Raw genomic sequence first — 15,350 nt, 5'->3', positions numbered from 1 at the left:
GGGCATGCCGATCCGCTGGCTGGCGACCGCCGGCGGCGCCGGGGCCGGCCTCGTGTTGATGTACGCCATGACCGCGTCCTACCGGCGCGACCGGCTGATGACGTTCCTGGACCCATGGGCCCACGCTGGCAACGAGGGCTTCCAGTCGGTCCAGGGCCAGATCGCGATCGGCTCCGGCGGCCTGTTCGGCCGCGGGCTCGGCGAGTCGCTGCAGAAGAACCTGTTCTTGCCCGAGGCCCACACGGACTTCATCCTGGCCATCGTCGGGGAGGAGCTCGGCGTCGTCGGGATCTGCGGGATCCTGTTCCTGTACGCGTTGGTCGCCTACGCCGGCCTGCGGGTCGCCAAGAACGCCCGCGGCACCTACGCCAAGCTGCTGGCCGCCGGCATCACGTCGCTCTTCTTGAGCCAGGCGATGCTCAACGTCTTCACGGTCCTCGGCCTGGCGCCGCTGACCGGCGTGCCGCTGCCGTTCATCTCCTACGGGTCGACCAACCTCATCGTGTTGCTCGTCGGGATGGGCGTCCTGCTGAACGTCGCGGGCGGCGGGAACGTCAAGCTGCGCGTCGTCCCCGATGTGGCAGGGTCCCGGAGGAATGGCACCAACGATTCTGATCGCGGCCGGCGGGACAGCCGGACACGTGGTTCCAGCGCTGGCAGTCGCCGACGCGCTGCAGGCTGAGGCCGGTGCACGCGTCGTCTTCGTCGGCGGCGAACGGGCTGAGAAGACGTTGGTTCCCGAGGCCGGCTACGAGCTGCGCCACATCGCGGTGCAAGGCCTGTCGCGGACCAACCCGCTGAAGGCCGCGCGCGGTGCGGTGCTGGCGGCGACCGCGATGCGCACCGCGCAGAAGATCATCCGCGACGTGCGCCCGGACGCCGTGATGGGCGGCGGGGGATACGTCGCCGGACCGGTCGGCGCGGCGGCCGCGGCGGGTCGCATCCCGCTCGTGCTGACCGAGGCCGACAGCCATCTCGGCCTGACCAACCGGCTGCTCGCGCGGTTCGCGCGCCGCGTCTGCCTGGCGTTTCCGTTGGAGGGGCGGGTGGGGGAGAAGTACCGCGTGACGGGGCGGCCGGTGCCGACGGCGGTGACGGACCGCGAGGCCGCGCGCGCGCGCTTCGGCCTGGGCGCGACCGACACTTGCGTGCTGGTCTTCGGCGGCTCCTTGGGCGCGCGGTCGATCAACGAGGCGGCGGTCGACGCCTTCCGCGACGCGCCGTTCCGGGTCCTGCACGCCTGCGGGACGCGCGACTACGAGGCGCTGCGTCAGCGGCTGGGGTCGTCGCCGCCCGCGTCCTATGACCTGCGCGAGTACATCACGCCCTTCGGCGACGCGCTCGCGGCGGCCGACCTGACGGTGGCGCGCGCGGGGGGCTCGATCTTCGAGGTCGCTGCCCACGGCCTGCCGGCGATCCTCGTGCCCTATCCGCACGCAGCTGCTGACCACCAGACCGCCAACGCACGCTGGATGGTCGATGCCGGTGCGGCCGTGGTCGTGCCGGACGCGGAGCTGACGGCCCAACGCCTGAACGACGAGGTCCGTGCCCTGCTCGGCGACCCGGCGCGGCTGGCGGCGATGGCGGAGGCCTCCCGCGGCCTGGCACGGCCCGACGCGGCGCGCGACATCGCACGCGAGGTCCTCGCCGCAGCGGAGTCGCGCCGGTGACCGAGGCTCCGTGGGCCGGCCGGAAGATCCACCTCGTCGGGATCGGCGGGGCAGGGATGAGCGGTTGGGCGCGTGTGGCGACGCAGCTCGGCGCGACGGTCAGCGGCTCGGATCGCGCGGAGTCGCCGGCGCTGGACAAGCTCCGGGCGCTCGGTGTCACGGTCTTCGTCGGCCACGACGCCGCCAACGTGCCCGACGGCGCCGACGTCTTCGTCTCGACCGCGATCGCCGCCGACAACCCGGAGCGGGTCGCGCGCGCGCTCCCGCGGGCCGAGCTGCTGCGCGAGCTCACCCAGCGCAAGCGCGTGATCGCGGTCGCCGGTGCCCACGGCAAGACGACGACGACGTCGATGGTCGCGCACGCGCTGCTGGGCGCCGGTGCGCAGCCGGGCTACTTGATCGGCGGCGCGCTGCGGACGACCGGTGAGAACGCGGATTGGGGCGCGGGGGAGTGGCTCGTGGTCGAGGCCGACGAGTCCGACCGCTCGATGCTCGCGCTCGACGTCGACGTGGCGGTCGTGCTGAACATCGAGCTCGACCACCACGCGACCTATGGGTCGCTGACGCAGCTCAACGAGGTCTTCGACAGCTTCCGCGCCGCGGCGCCGGCGCGCGTCGTCGCGCCCGAGCTGGCGCGCGACGGCGACACCGCCTTCGCTCCCGAGGACCTCGTCCTGGAGCCGGGCGGCTCGCGCTTCACGTGGCGCGGCCACGAGATCGTCCTGCAGGTCCCCGGCGCCCACAACGCGCGCAACGCCGCCGCGGCGTTGGAGGCGATCCGCGTCGCGGATGCGGCGGATCTCGACGCTGTCGTCGCCGCGCTGGCGACCTTTGCCGGTGCCGGGCGCCGATTCGAGCGGCTGGGGGAGACCGCGCGCGGCGCGCTCGTCGTCGACGACTACGCCCACCACCCGACCGAGGTCGCGGCGACGATCGCGGCGGCGCGGTCGCTGGAGCCGCGGCGGCTGATCGCGGTCTTCCAGCCGCATCTGTTCAGCCGGACGCAAGAGCTCCACCGCGAGTTCGGTGCCGCGCTCGCGCAAGCCGACGTGGCCGTCGCGCTGGACGTCTACCCGGCCCGCGAGCGCGCCGAGGATTTCCCTGGCGTATCGGGCAAGCTGATCGCCGAGGCCGCCGCCGACGCGGCCGGCGGGCGCACGGTCTACTGGCTGCCGACGTTCGACGAGGCATCAGCCGTCCTGGGACCGCGGCTGCGCGCCGGCGATCTTGTGCTCGTCATGGGCGCGGGCGACGTCGACTCCCTGGGTCGCGCGCTGGTGCGCTGAGGCAGCGCGGGTCCACGCACGCCGACACCGGGCGACAACCCATGCAGGTAACCGCCGCGCCGCGGCGAACCTCCCACCCGGATGCACCGCGCCGCCGCCATGCCGCGGGTCCGCAGCGTTCCGCGACTGCCGCGGACCGCCGTCTGGGCCCTTGCCCTGATCGCCCTGCTGATCGCAGGGTTCCTGTGGTTCCGCGACTCCCAGCTCGTCGCGGTCAAGCACGTCACGGTCACCGGCCTCTCCGGACCCGAGACCGGACGCGTCACCGCGCAGCTCGAAAACGCCGCTCGCGACATGACGACGCTGCATGTGCGGACCGACCAGCTGCGCTCGGTCGTCGAGCCGTATCCGGTCGTCAAAGACCTCAAGGTCGCCTCCGACTTCCCGCATGGCCTGAAGATCACGATCATCGAGAACACACCCGTCGCGGTGGTCGTGGCCGGCGGCGAGAAGACGCCGGTCGCAGGGGACGGACGCCTGCTGCGAGGCGCGGAGCAGCGCCAACTTCCGACGGTCCCGGTCAACGTGGTCCCCGGTGGCGACCACGTCATCGATCCGGTCGCACGCCAGGCCATCGCCGCCCTCGCGGCGGCTCCGCCGGCGCTTCGCGACCGCGTCCTGCGCGCCTCCTCGACCAAGCAGGGCGGCCTCACGCTCGTCCTCCAAGACGGTCCGGACCTGCGCTTCGGCGGCGCCGATCGGCTCGCCGCCAAGTGGGCAGCCGCCTCGGCCGTGCTGGCCGACAAGGGCTCCGCCGGCGCCACCTACCTTGATCTCCGCTACCCCGAGCGCCCTGCCGCCGGGGGGCTGGAGGACCCCACTTTGCAGCGCGATCCGGACGCGGTCAACGCCGCCGATCCGGCGCAGACGACCACGTCGGCGGTGCCGGCGGCGGGCACCACCCCATAGCCAACCTCAACCTCAGCTTGAGCCTACGGAACACCGTAAGTCTCAAGGGCAACTACAGACTTCCGCAAACTGCAAGCAAGATTGCGCTCTAGACTTGGCGTTGACACCCAAGAATGCCGATGCGTACGGTGCATCGGTCGGGAGTGGCGCACAAGCGCCAGGAACTCTCGACGCTACCTAGAGGGTCGGACAGGAACTTCAAGCACATGGAAAGCGGCAGCTACCTCGCGGTCATCAAGGTCGTCGGCGTCGGCGGCGGTGGGACCAATGCGGTCAATCGCATGGTCGACGCCGGTCTGCGCGGCGTCGAGTTCGTGGCCGCGAACACCGACGCGCAGGCGCTCGCAATGTGCGACGCCGACATCAAGCTCAACATCGGCCACGAGCTCACCAAGGGGCTCGGGGCGGGTGCGAACCCCGACGTCGGCTTCGGCGCGGCGGCCGAGTCGCGCGACGACATCAAGGAGGCGCTGAAGGGCGCCGACATGGTCTTCGTCACGGCCGGCGAGGGTGGCGGCACCGGCACCGGTGCGGCCCCCGTCATCGCCGAGATCGCCAAGAACGAGATCGGCGCCCTCACCGTGGGCGTCGTCACCAAGCCGTTCGAGTTCGAGGGCACGCAGCGCATGCGCCAGGCCGAGGAAGGCGTCCAGCGCCTCCGCGACGTGGTCGACACGCTGATCGTGATCCCGAACGAGAAGCTGCTGGCGCTCGTCGAGCGGCGCACGACGATCCTCGAGGCGTTCAAAGAGGCTGACAACGTCCTCCGTCAGGGCGTCCAGGGCATCACAGATCTGATCACGATCCCGGGCCTCATCAACCTCGACTTCGCCGACGTCCGCACGATCATGGCCGACGCCGGATCCGCGCTCATGGGCATCGGCCAGTCCGGTGGCGAGACCCGCGCGGCCGACGCCGCCAAGGTCGCGATCTCCAGCCCGCTGCTGGAGCAGTCGGTCGAGGGCGCCACGGGCATCCTGCTCAACATCACGGGCGGCCCGGACATCGGGCTGTTCGAGATCAACGAGGCGGCCGAGATCGTCCAGGGCGCGGCCGACGCGAACGCCAACATCATCTTCGGCTCGGTCATCGACGAGTCGCTGGGCGACGAGGTCCGCGTCACGGTCATCGCCACGGGCTTTGATCACGGTCGCGCGCGGCCGCGTCAGGCCCGCGAGGAGACGCGCGACAGCGCGCGTCGTCGTGATCGCTCACCGCGGGTCGAGCGCGAATCGCTCGAGATCCGCGACGACGAGATCGACATCCCGCCGTTCCTGCGGTAGCTCGCCGAACGGTCCGCAAGCGGACGCACTGAAGGTCGACAAGAGGTCTGACCACGACGGAGGACCAGGTTCCGGGTCCTCCGTCGGACGCAAAATCCCAAGAACCGGGGATGGCGCCGAACACCGGAAGTGACGACAATGTGTGCAGAACGCCCGTTCTGGCTTCGTCACCCCGCAAGGACGCACGCAATGCAAGACATGACAACGGATGAGCTCGCGGAGCTGCTGGCCCAGCTTGAGTTGAGCACCGAGGAGTCGCGCGACGAGCTTCTCACAGACTTCCTCGTCCGTCCGTACCCCACGAAGAGCACGCAGGACAACTGACGCGCCTCCTCTCGGTCGTGAAAGCGCCGATGCGGCGCGTCGTCCTGCCGGCCCACAGCTGGCCACAGCACTGATCGGAGCGACGATGCCTGGGATCTTCCTCAACCACGATGGTCGGCTGGTGCAGCTGACCGAGGCGCCATACAAGACCGAGGCGGTGCTGCAGGAGCTGATCGCCCAGCACCCGAAGACGCTCGCGGGCGACGAGGGCGGGTCGCTGCTGCTCGTCCGTCGCGAGGCGTCGGTCTATGACGATCAGGACGTCGCCTCCCACGGTGTGGTGGACCACCTGTTCCTCGACGCCGATGGCGTCCCGGTGCTCGTGGAGGTCAAGCGCTCGACCGACACGAGGATCCGCCGGGAGGTCGTGGGCCAGATGCTCGACTACGCCACCGGGGCCGCGAACTGGACGGTCGAGCAGCTCAAGGAGTGGCTCACGGCGCGCTGCGTCGCCGAAGGGCTGGACGATGTCGAAGAGATCGGCAGGCTCACCAGCGATCCTGAGGGCTTCTGGCAGCGCGTCCGCGAGAACCTCCACGGCCGCCACCTGCGCCTGATCTTCGTCGCCGACGCCATTCCCGCCAGGCTGCGCGCGACCGTTGAGTTTCTCAACGAGCAGCTCACCGACTGCGAGGTGCTGGCCATCGAGGTCAAGCAGTACCTCGACCCGGACGGCAACCAGACGATCGTGGTGCCGACGGTGCTGGGCAACACCGAGAAGGCAAAGGTGACCAAGGGCACGCGCAAGGTCCGCCGCTGGGACCGGCTGTCGTTCCTGGAAGAGCTCGCGTCCAAGCAGCCCGCCGGGATCGTGGCCGCGGTCAACGACATCCTCGACTGGGCAGATCAGCAACCCGGCCTGGCGTGGCGCTTCGGCCACGGTGGGACCGACGGCTCGATCCAGTTCGGCATCCAGAACGGCGAGCTGCGCGCCTTCCCGCTCGTGCTCTACAGCAGCGGCTGGCTGGAGCTGCCGTTCGTCCGCATGGCCGACTACGCGCCGTTCTCCAGCCAGGCGCTGCGCCAGGGCTACGTCGACCGGGTCGCGGCCATCGAGGGCTTCGACCTTCCGCCCGATGCCGCCGGCAAGCGGCCGAACCTGGCGCTCGACGTGCTGGTGAACCCGGCTTCGCGCCGGCAGTTCCTCGATTCGGTCGGGTGGGCGCTCGAGCAGTGCGAGCCGCTCCCCGCCGCTGGGCCGCTGGGCGAAGACAACTAGGACGCAGCAGCGACCGCCGAGCCGCGACGCGCAGCGTCCAGCGACTCGAGCGTACGCGTGACCGACTCGGGCAGCGTGCGGCCCGGAAGGCCGACGCCGGCGAAAACTTCGTCGACGAGGGAGCTGAGCGTTGTCGTCTCACAACGGCGTGCGCGTGCCGTGGCGGCGACGAGCACAGGGCAGTCGTCACAGCGCGGGCAAGAGCGGCAGCAGCGCGTCGTCGGAGACATCAGCACGCCAAGCGTAGCAAGCTTCGTAGGGCGCCCTAAGCTTTCGTAGGAGTCCCTAATACGCTGGACGGCGGTGGAGTGCGATGGTGCCGCGTTGTAGGGTCGCGGCATGCCTTCCGAGCGCTTCGTCGACGCCCTCAACTCCCAGGTCTCGCGGGAGTTCGCCGCGGCCCATCAGTACACGGCCATCGGCGCCTACTACGCCGGCGAGACCTACCCGCAGCTCGCCGCGTTCTTCTACAAGCAGGCCGAGGAAGAGCGGGAGCACGCGCTCAAGATGGTCAACTACCTGTTGGACACCAACTCGCCCGTGAACTTCACCGGGGTCGACGCGCCGCGCACCAACTTCGAGGACCACGTCGCCCCGATCCGGCTCGCGCTGGACCAGGAGAAGTCGGTCACCGTGGCGATCAGCGAGCTCTTCGAGGTCGCCCGCGAGACCACGGACTACCGCAGCGAGCAGTTCCTGGACTGGTTTTTGGAAGAGCAGACCGAGGAGGAGTCCTCGATGTCGGATCTGCTCGCGGTCGCCGAGCGGACCGCCAGCGTGCCGATGCTGCTCGAGGAGTACCTCGCCCGCGAGACGCCGGGCGACCACAAGGACTGAGGGGCCGGGCGGGGCGGGGTCCGCGCGGCGCGCTGCTAGCCTCGCCGCGTGGCCGCCGCTTCCGCCGATACCGCGCTCAAGCGCACCCCGCTCTACGACAAGCACGTCGCCGCCGGGGCCAAGCTCGTCCCGTTCGCGGGGTGGGAGATGCCCGTCCAGTACGGCGACGGCGTGAAGGCCGAGCACCTCGCCACGCGCGCGACCGCCGGCGTCTTCGACGTCTCTCATATGGGCGAGATCGCCACGTCGGGTCCGGAGGCCGAGGCGTTCTTGCAGCACATCCTCAGCAACGACATCACCAAGCTGCAGACCGGCGGCGCCCAGTACTCGGTGCTCTGCCGCGAGGACGGCGGCGTCCTTGACGACCTCTTCACCTACCGCCTCGGCGCCGACTCGTTCTTGACGGTCACCAACGCGTCCAACCACGACAAGGACCTCGCGTGGTTCCTCAAGCAGGCCGAGGCCTTCGACGTGACGGTGACCGACGCCCACGACCAGTACGCGATGCTCGCCGTGCAGGGCCCGCAGGCGCGCGAGATCGTCCAGGCATTGGCCGACGGCCCCCTGCCCGATCGCTTCACCTGCCGCCACCGCCTGCTGCGCGGTCAGCGGGTCCTGGTCTGCGGCACCGGCTACACCGGCGAGGACGGCGTCGAGCTGCTGATCGCGCCCGCCGATGCGCCGATGATCTGGGACGAGGTCGTCCGCCGCGGCGCCGTGCCCGCCGGCCTTGCCGCCCGCGACACGCTGCGCCTGGAGGTCAACTACCACCTCTACGGCAACGACCTGATGGAGGAGCGCGGGCCGATCGAGGCCGGCCTCGGCTGGGCGTGCAAGGAGGAGACGGGCTTCATCGGGTCTGACGCGGTGCGCGCCGTCCGCGAGGCCGGACCCTCCGAACAGCTCATCGCCTTCACGATGGCCTCCGGCATCGCCCGCCAGGGCAATCCGGTCGTCGGTGGCGGCGAGGTGACGTCGGGCACGATGTCGCCCTCGCTGGAGATCGGGATCGGCATGGCCTACGTACCCGCGGCGATGGCCGCCGAAGGCACCGAGATCCAGATCGACGTCCGCGGCAAGCAGCGCGCCGCGACCGTCGCGAAGAAGCCCCTCTACAAGAAGTAGGCTGCCGCGCCATGGCTGACGCGAGCTACCCCACCGAACTGCTCTACCACCCCGAGCACGACTGGGCCAGGATCGACGACGGCACCGCCGTCTTCGGGATCACCTGGTTTGCCCAGGACGCCCTGGGCGAGGTCGTCTTCTTCGATCCGCCCGAGGTCGGCTCGACGGTCACCGCCGGCGAGTCCTACGCCGAGGTCGAGTCCGTCAAGGCGGTCTCCGATGTCGTCGCGCCGCTGAGCGGCGAGATCATCGAGGTCAACCTCGGCCTCGGCGACACGCCCGAGAACATCAACAACGACCCCTACGGCGACGGCTGGATGGTCAAGGTCAAGCTCTCCGATTCCTCGGAGACCGATGGCCTGCTCGACGCCGGCGCCTACGAGGCGACGCTCTCCTAATTCCCGAAGGACGCTCTTGACGCAGTACACCGCCGTCACCGATGCCGATCTCGCAGAGATGCTCTCCGCGATCGGCGTCAGCTCCGTCCAGGAGCTGTTTGATCGTCAGATCCCCGCCGACGTGCGGCTCGGGCGTGCGCTGGACCTGCCCGCGGGTCTGCCTGAGCAGGAGGTCTACGGGCATCTGCGGGAGCTCGCCCGCAAGAACGTCAGCGCCGAGGACGAGATCACGTTCCTGGGCGCCGGGATGTACGACCACTACGTCCCGGCGGTCATCGACATGTTGTTGGGACGGTCGGAGTTCCTGACGCCCTACACGCCGTATCAGCCTGAGGTTTCCCAGGGGAACTTGCAGGCGATGTTCGAGTACCAGACGGCGATCTCGGAGCTGACGGGGCTGCCGGTGTCAAATGCGTCGGTCTATGAGGGGCCGAGCGCGGTTGCTTCGGCCGGGTATCTCGCGCGGCTGGCCAACGGCAAGCCAAAGTTCGTGGTGTCGCGCGGGCTGCATCCGCACTCGCGCGAGACGCTGGCGACCTACGCGCACGGCTTCGGCGCGGAGATCGTCGAGGTGCCGTTGAAGGACGGCGTGACCGATGCGGCCGCGTGGGCCGAGGCGATCGACGGGGAGACCGGCGCGGTCTTCTTCCAGCAGCCGAACTTCCTGGGCGCGGTCGAGGATGCGGCGGCCTTGGCTGCGGCTGCGAAGGACTCGCCGGCCGTGGTGGTTGGGCAGTACGATCCGATTCCGCTGGGCGTCTTGAAGCCACCCGGCGAGTGCGGGGTGGACGTCTGTGTCGGCGAGGGCCAGACGCTCGGCAACCGCCTGGACTTCGGCGGCCCGTCGTTCGGCTTCTTCGCCGCGACCGAGGCGTACTTGCGACGGATGCCGGGGCGGATCGCGGGGGAGACCGTCGACGCCGACGGCCGCCGCGGCTTTGTCTTGACGCTGCAGACGCGCGAGCAGCACATCCGCCGCGAGAAGGCCACGTCGAACATCTGCACGGCACAGGCTTTGAATGCGCTGGCGGGCGTCGTGTACCTGACGTGGCTGGGCAAGCAGGGGCTCGTCGAGCTGGGCGAGCTGCTGCTGCAGCGCACGCACTACGCGCGCGAGCAGTTGGTGGCCTTGGACGGCGTGACCGCCCTGCACGAGCAGCCGGTCGTCCGCGAGTTCGCCTTGTCCTTGGGAGGCGCCGACGTCGGCGCGGTGATCCGCCGCTGCCAGGACGCGGGCGTCAACCCCGGCTACGCGCTGGGCCGCGACTACGACGAGTTCCCGGATGGGTTGTTGGTGGCCTTGACCGAGCAGCGCTCGAAGGCGGATATCGACACGCTGGTCGAGGTGCTTGGTACTGCCGTTGCCGCAGAGCGCTCTGCGGCCGTGGGGGCGTCGGCATGACGACCTTCAACGACAACAAGCTCCACGGCGATCCGGGGATCGAGGCGCGGGTGGGTGGGCCTCATCACGAGATTCCAGTGTCGAGTGAAGGTGCAACACCGATGCAGCGCGACCGTGCAACGACGATCTTCGAGAAGGGCGCCGCGGGGCGCCGGGCCTTTGTGGCGCCCGCGCTGGACGTGCCCGAGGTCGAGGCCACCAAGTTGCTGCCCCCGGCCTTCCGCCGCGACGCGGCCGCGCGGCTGCCGGAGGTGAGCGAACCCGAGCTGGTGCGCCACTACGTCAAGCTCTCGCGTCGCAACTTCGATCTCGACACGGGCTTTTACCCGCTCGGATCCTGCACGATGAAGCACAACCCGCGGTTGCATGAGCGGGTCGCTTCGCTGCCGGGCCACGCCCGGCTGCATCCGCTGCAGGCGCCGGAGCGCTCGCAGGGCGCGCTGGAGTTGATGCACAACCTCGAGCGCGCGCTGGGCGAGGTCTCCGGCCTGCCGCACGTCTCGCTGCAGCCGAGCGCCGGGTCGCACGGCGAGCTTGCGGGCGTCCTGCTGACGCGGGCGTTCCACGAGGACCGCGGGCAGGTCCGGACGAAGGTCCTGACGCCTGACACCGCCCACGGGACCAACCCGGCGACGGTGACGATGGCGGGCATGACGGTGGTCAAGGTCGGCACGAACCCCGACGGCGGCGTCGACCTCGACGACCTGCGGGCCAAGGCCGACGACACGGTCGCCTGCCTGATGCTGACCAACCCCAACACCTTGGGGATCTTCGACCCCAACATCACCGAGATCGCCAAGATCGTCCACGACGTGGGGGCGACGCTCTACTACGACGGCGCGAACCTGAACGCCATTATGGGCAAGGCGCGCCCGGGCGACATGGGCTTCGACATCGTGCACTTCAACCTGCACAAGTCCTTCACGCAGCCGCACGGCGGCGGCGGCCCGGGCTCGGGGCCGATCGCGGTGAGCGAGCGGATGAAGCCCTACCTGATGAACCCGCGGATCGTGCGCGGCGATGACGGGGTCTTCAACCTCGACGACCACGGCTACGAGAAGTCCATCGGTCGCCTGCGCGGGTTCCAGGGCAACTACGGGTGCTTCGTGCGCTCCTACGCCTACATCTGCTCGCTGGGCGGCGAGGGGCTGACGGACGCGTCGGAGACCGCGGTGTTGAACGCCAACTACCTGCTGGCGAAGTTGACCGAGCACGGCGTGGCCGACAAGCTGCCGCTGGCGTTCGGCGACGGCTGCATGCACGAGTTCGTCCTGTCCGGGGCGCCGATGAAGAAGGACCTCGGCATCAAGACGCTCGACCTCGCCAAGCGGCTGCTCGACCACGGCTACCACCCGCCGACGGTCTACTTCCCGCTGCTCGTCGACGAGGCGCTGCTGGTCGAGCCGACCGAGACCGAGACGCGCGAGACGCTCGACGGCTTCGCCGAGGCGATCGCGAAGATCCTCAAGGAAGCGGACGGCGACCCGCTCATCGCCCAGAACGCGCCCTACACCACGCCCGTGCGCCGCCTCGACGAGGCCCGCGCGGCCAAGACGCCCATCATCCGCCAGCCGCTTTAGCCACCCTCCGGGCCATCGAGGGACGATTCATGGCCGGATAGCGACCATCAGTCGTCCCTCGACGGCTAGGGCGAGGTGCGAGGGCGCTCGAAGCGCGTGACATTGGCGTCGTCGCCGGCCTCGGTCGGCGTCTGGGTGCGCTTCTGGACCACGTTGGCCTCGGCGCAGAGCGTCGTGAAGCCGGTCTGCAGCCAGTCGTTGGCGGCGGCCAGCGCGAGGACGGGGAGGACGACCTGTGCCTCGCGCGGGCGCAGCAGCCGCATCCCGACGAGCCCCAGCGCGCTCCACGAGCCGACACAGCGCGTGCAGCTCAGCAGCTCGCCGACGGCGTAGCGCAGGCGCCGTCCCTTCGGTCGCCGCTCACCGTTCGGCCCCTCCTCTAGGAACGGCTCCCGCACCCACGAGTCGACCTTCTCCTTGGCGATTAGCTTGGCCAGCGCGAACGTGGCGAGTCCCATCACCGGTAGCTCACCCGGCCGGATCGCTTGCGCCTCCTTCGCTCGCGCCGCCACCAACAACGCACCGGTCAGCGCGCCATACCCAGCGCTGAGCGCGGCGTAGTCGATCGGCTTCGTCGGGGTCTTGCTCACGGGATCCACGTTCTCACGCGACTACCCGCCCCGGCCGCTTCATAGACTCCGCCCCGATGCGCATCTTCAGTGGGATCCAGCCCACCGGCCGTAAGCACCTCGGCAATTACATCGGGGCGATCGTGCAGTACGTCGAGGGTCAGCACCGTGCGGCGGCTGCCGGTGACATCGCGATCTTCTGCGTCGTGGACCTCCACGCGATGACGGTGCCGTGGAATCCGGTGGAGATGCGCGAGCGCGTCTATGACACCGCCGCGATCCTGCTCGCCGCTGGCCTCGATCCCGAGCAGTGCATCTTCATCCGCCAGAGCGACATCCCCGAGCACACCGAGCTGGCGTGGCACATGGGCGCCGTCACCGCGCACGGCGACCTCAACCGCATGCACCAGTTCAAGGAGAAGTCGGCACGTCAGCGTGACCTCGTCTCCGCCGACCTCTTCACCTACCCGGTGCTGATGGCCGCCGACGTGCTGGCCTACCGCGCCAACGAGGTCCCGGTCGGCGACGACCAGCGCCAGCACGTCGAGCTGATGCGCGACGTCGCCCAGCGCTTCAACGACCGCTTCGGCGAGATCCTCGTCGTGCCCGAGCTGAAGATCCCGGAGCTCGGCGCGCGGATCATGGACCTCCAGGACCCGACGTCGAAGATGTCGACCACCAGTGGCTCGCCGGAGGGCACGGTTTACGTGCTCGATGACGCCAAGACGGTCGAGAAGAAGTTCAAGCGCGCCGTGACCGACTCCGATGACCCGCCGCGGATCGTGCGCGACCCGAGCAAGCCGGGCGTGTCGAACCTGATCGACATCCTTGCGGCCGCCCGCGGCACGTCGTTTGCCGAAGTCGAGGCGTCGCTAGCTGACGCGCGCGGTTACGGCGACCTGAAGGTGGCCACGGCGGAGGCGGTCAACGCGCTCCTGGACCCCGTGCGCGATCGCTACACCGCGCTGCGGGCCGACGAGGACGTTCTCGAGGCGATCTTCGCCGCGGGCGCCGCCAAGGCGCGCGAGATCACCCGGGACACGCTGGCGGACGTCCGCCAAGCGATCGGCGTCGGCCCGCGGGGCTGAATCTCCGCAGAATGCGGGCAGACTCGGCGAGGGCGTCGGGGCCGGTCGCTACGGTCTTGCCGGTATGAGCACCCTGGTCGCCGAGCTCGAGCTCGACCTCGAGGTCTTCACGGGCCCATTCGACCTCCTGCTGACGCTGGTCCTCCGCGAGGCGGTCGACCTGCTGGAGGTGGACCTGGCCGATGTCGTCCTCTCCTACATCGACGTCCTGGAGTCTCGCGGCGAGCTCGACCTCGAGGTCGCCACCGAGTTCCTGGTGCTCATCGCCGCGCTCCTGGAGCTGAAGTCGCGCCTGATGCTGCCGCGCGAGGACGAAGAGCTGCTGGACTTCGAGCCCGACATCGCCGCCGAGGAGCTGCTGGCCCGGATGCTCGAGGCCAAGCGCTACCGCTCCGCCGCGCTCCACCTGATCGAGAAGCTGCGCGGAGAGGACGGCGTGCGCTTCCGCAGCGCGCCGCTGCCCGAGCACCTGCGGGTGACCGAGGTCGTCGATCTCGAGGGCGTGTACAAGCCGGCCCGTCTCGGCCGCGCGATCGGCAGCATGCTGGCGATGCCGCCGCGGGTGGACATCCGCCATCTGACGATCCCGCGCGTGTCGGTTGCCGACCGCCTGGCGCACCTGCGCCGGCTGCTGCGCTCGGGCTCGCGCACAACCTTCGAAGAGGCGGTCCGGGGCGCCGACCGCGCGACGGTCTGCGTGACCTTGTTCGCGCTGCTGGAGCTCTACAAGCAGGGCGAGGCGACGTGGTGCCAGGACGAGCCGTTTGGCGAGATCGAGATATCGGCCCGTCCACCCGCGGCTGAAGGCTTGGTGCCCGCGGCCGCGGGCGCTGCGGCGTGACGTCGCCGCTTGCCCGCACCGTCGAGGCGCTGCTGTTTCTCTCGGCCGAGCCGGTCACGGAGATGGAGCTGCTCGCCGCCTGTGAGTGTGAGGAGGAAGCGCTGAGCGAGGCGCTGACCGAGCTGGGCGAGGCGTTCGCCCCGGGCCAGCGCGGGTTGGAGCTGCGCGAGCTGGCCGGCGGCTGGACGCTGGCCACGGCGGCCGACACCGAGCAGGCCGCGCGGCGGCTGCTCTCCAAGCCGCGGACGCCGCCGCTGTCGCCCGCCCAGGCCGAGACGCTGGCGATCGTCGCCTACCTGCAGCCGGTCTCACGCCCGGAGATCACGCGCATCCGCGGCGTCAGCGCCGACTCAGCCGCCGGCACGCTGCTGGAGCGCGGGCTGATCGAGGAATCCGGCCGCTCGCCCTTCGGCGCCGTGCTTTACCGCACGACCTCGCTCTTCCTCAAGCTCTTCGGGATGGCCTCCCTCGACGACCTGCCCGACATCGAGGAGTGGGATCCGTCGCCCGAGGAAGAGGCCGACCTGCGCGAGCGCCTGCTGCGTGCGGGCGAGGCACGGGCCGGCGCGACGCCGCCCACGCAGGGGTCGGTGGAGGATGAGGTGCCCGAGAGCCCAATCGAGGGCGATGGCGCGGACCCGGCGGCTGCGGGACTGACGCCGGTGGCCGATGCGGAGGCCGAAGAGGCCGAGGCGGAGGTCGTCTTCGACGACGATGAGCCGCCGGTCGAGGACGGTGAGCCGCCGCTCGACGAGGGCGACGAGCCTCCAACTGGCGAGGACGACGCGGCCTAACCTTCTCGGCGCGAGCTCTCATGGC

16 protein-coding genes are annotated in these 15,350 nt (G+C 70.1%); 15 read left to right on the top strand and 1 reads right to left on the bottom strand.

All coding sequences use genetic code 11. The annotated features are described in order from the left end of the window. The 12 genes from VGO10_RS00995 to gcvPB form a co-directional block, all read left to right on the top strand. Positions 1 to 682 (top strand): FtsW/RodA/SpoVE family cell cycle protein (locus VGO10_RS00995; protein ID WP_327464221.1); only part of this gene is annotated, 682 nt, incomplete at its 5' end. Then, positions 642 to 1,670 carry an undecaprenyldiphospho-muramoylpentapeptide beta-N-acetylglucosaminyltransferase gene (gene murG / locus VGO10_RS00990; protein WP_327464219.1) on the top strand — a complete coding sequence of 343 codons (1,029 nt, stop codon included), beginning with the start codon at positions 642 to 644 and terminating at the stop codon, positions 1,668 to 1,670. The genes VGO10_RS00995 and murG, both read left to right, overlap by 41 nt. Next, the gene (locus VGO10_RS00985) at positions 1,667 to 2,956 is read left to right on the top strand and encodes a UDP-N-acetylmuramate--L-alanine ligase (RefSeq protein WP_327464217.1); all 1,290 of its coding nucleotides are present in this window, start codon (positions 1,667 to 1,669) and stop codon (positions 2,954 to 2,956) included. Before murG ends, VGO10_RS00985 begins: the two co-directional genes overlap by 4 nt. A gap of 81 nt (positions 2,957 to 3,037) precedes the next feature. Continuing rightward, a complete protein-coding gene (locus tag VGO10_RS00980) occupies positions 3,038 to 3,865 on the top strand; it encodes a cell division protein FtsQ/DivIB (protein ID WP_327464215.1) in 828 nt (275 codons plus the stop codon). A gap of 206 nt (positions 3,866 to 4,071) precedes the next feature. Continuing rightward, a complete protein-coding gene (ftsZ, locus tag VGO10_RS00975; RefSeq protein WP_327464213.1) occupies positions 4,072 to 5,148 on the top strand; it encodes a cell division protein FtsZ in 1,077 nt (358 codons plus the stop codon). A gap of 198 nt (positions 5,149 to 5,346) precedes the next feature. Further along, entirely contained in the window at positions 5,347 to 5,472 is a 126-nt protein-coding gene (locus VGO10_RS00970) for a hypothetical protein (RefSeq protein ID WP_327464211.1), read from the top strand. An 85-nt stretch (positions 5,473 to 5,557) separates the two neighbouring features. Beyond that, a complete protein-coding gene (locus VGO10_RS00965; RefSeq protein WP_327464210.1) occupies positions 5,558 to 6,691 on the top strand; it encodes a hypothetical protein in 1,134 nt (377 codons plus the stop codon). Between the two features lie 339 nt (positions 6,692 to 7,030). Next, complete coding sequence (locus VGO10_RS00960; protein ID WP_327464209.1) at positions 7,031 to 7,528, top strand: ferritin; 498 nt, start codon at positions 7,031 to 7,033, stop codon at positions 7,526 to 7,528. Between the two features lie 48 nt (positions 7,529 to 7,576). Next, complete coding sequence (gene gcvT / locus VGO10_RS00955; protein WP_327464208.1) at positions 7,577 to 8,653, top strand: glycine cleavage system aminomethyltransferase GcvT; 1,077 nt, start codon at positions 7,577 to 7,579, stop codon at positions 8,651 to 8,653. An 11-nt stretch (positions 8,654 to 8,664) separates the two neighbouring features. Further along, positions 8,665 to 9,051 (top strand): glycine cleavage system protein GcvH, encoded by a 387-nt coding sequence (gene gcvH / locus VGO10_RS00950; protein WP_327464207.1) that lies wholly within the window; start codon positions 8,665 to 8,667, stop codon positions 9,049 to 9,051. Between the two features lie 16 nt (positions 9,052 to 9,067). Further along, the gene (gene gcvPA, locus VGO10_RS00945; protein ID WP_327464206.1) at positions 9,068 to 10,453 is read left to right on the top strand and encodes an aminomethyl-transferring glycine dehydrogenase subunit GcvPA; all 1,386 of its coding nucleotides are present in this window, start codon (positions 9,068 to 9,070) and stop codon (positions 10,451 to 10,453) included. A 101-nt stretch (positions 10,454 to 10,554) separates the two neighbouring features. Then, positions 10,555 to 12,033, top strand: coding sequence for an aminomethyl-transferring glycine dehydrogenase subunit GcvPB (gene gcvPB / locus VGO10_RS00940; protein ID WP_327464205.1), 1,479 nt, complete (start codon positions 10,555 to 10,557; stop codon positions 12,031 to 12,033). Between the two features lie 65 nt (positions 12,034 to 12,098). Here gcvPB and VGO10_RS00935 read toward each other — a convergent pair whose 3' ends face one another. Further along, complete coding sequence (locus VGO10_RS00935; protein ID WP_327464204.1) at positions 12,099 to 12,623, bottom strand: DUF1360 domain-containing protein; 525 nt, start codon at positions 12,621 to 12,623, stop codon at positions 12,099 to 12,101. Between the two features lie 56 nt (positions 12,624 to 12,679). Between VGO10_RS00935 and trpS the strand changes: the two genes are divergently transcribed. The 3 genes from trpS (at position 12,680) to scpB (ending at position 15,325) form a co-directional block, all read left to right on the top strand. Further along, on the top strand, positions 12,680 to 13,690 hold the full coding sequence (gene trpS, locus VGO10_RS00930) for a tryptophan--tRNA ligase (protein WP_327464203.1): 1,011 nt from the start codon (positions 12,680 to 12,682) through the stop codon (positions 13,688 to 13,690). 64 nt (positions 13,691 to 13,754) lie between these two features. Then, positions 13,755 to 14,531: a segregation and condensation protein A gene (locus VGO10_RS00925; RefSeq protein ID WP_327464202.1), complete on the top strand. Its 777-nt coding sequence runs from the start codon at positions 13,755 to 13,757 to the stop codon at positions 14,529 to 14,531. Next, positions 14,528 to 15,325: an SMC-Scp complex subunit ScpB gene (scpB, locus tag VGO10_RS00920; RefSeq protein ID WP_327464201.1), complete on the top strand. Its 798-nt coding sequence runs from the start codon at positions 14,528 to 14,530 to the stop codon at positions 15,323 to 15,325. The genes VGO10_RS00925 and scpB overlap by 4 nt, the downstream gene beginning before the upstream one ends. The last annotated feature ends 25 nt before the right edge of the window (positions 15,326 to 15,350 follow it).

This window comes from Baekduia sp. (assembly GCF_035996765.1).
Taxonomy (GTDB): domain Bacteria; phylum Actinomycetota; class Thermoleophilia; order Solirubrobacterales; family Solirubrobacteraceae; genus Baekduia.
This window is presented reverse-complemented; position numbering and strand designations above follow the sequence as displayed.

Bases quoted from the DNA above. Each gene is read 5' to 3' on its own strand.
- VGO10_RS00980 (WP_327464215.1), top strand. From the start codon at position 3,038: ATGCACCGCGCCGCCGCCATGCCGCGGGTCCGCAGCGTTCCGCGACTG.
- ftsZ (WP_327464213.1), top strand. From the start codon at position 4,072: ATGGAAAGCGGCAGCTACCTCGCGGTCATCAAGGTCGTCGGCGTCGGC.
- VGO10_RS00970 (WP_327464211.1), top strand. From the start codon at position 5,347: ATGACAACGGATGAGCTCGCGGAGCTGCTGGCCCAGCTTGAGTTGAGC.
- VGO10_RS00965 (WP_327464210.1), top strand. From the start codon at position 5,558: ATGCCTGGGATCTTCCTCAACCACGATGGTCGGCTGGTGCAGCTGACC.
- VGO10_RS00960 (WP_327464209.1), top strand. From the start codon at position 7,031: ATGCCTTCCGAGCGCTTCGTCGACGCCCTCAACTCCCAGGTCTCGCGG.
- gcvH (WP_327464207.1), top strand. From the start codon at position 8,665: ATGGCTGACGCGAGCTACCCCACCGAACTGCTCTACCACCCCGAGCAC.
- gcvPB (WP_327464205.1), top strand. From the start codon at position 10,555: ATGCAGCGCGACCGTGCAACGACGATCTTCGAGAAGGGCGCCGCGGGG.
- trpS (WP_327464203.1), top strand. From the start codon at position 12,680: ATGCGCATCTTCAGTGGGATCCAGCCCACCGGCCGTAAGCACCTCGGC.
- VGO10_RS00925 (WP_327464202.1), top strand. From the start codon at position 13,755: ATGAGCACCCTGGTCGCCGAGCTCGAGCTCGACCTCGAGGTCTTCACG.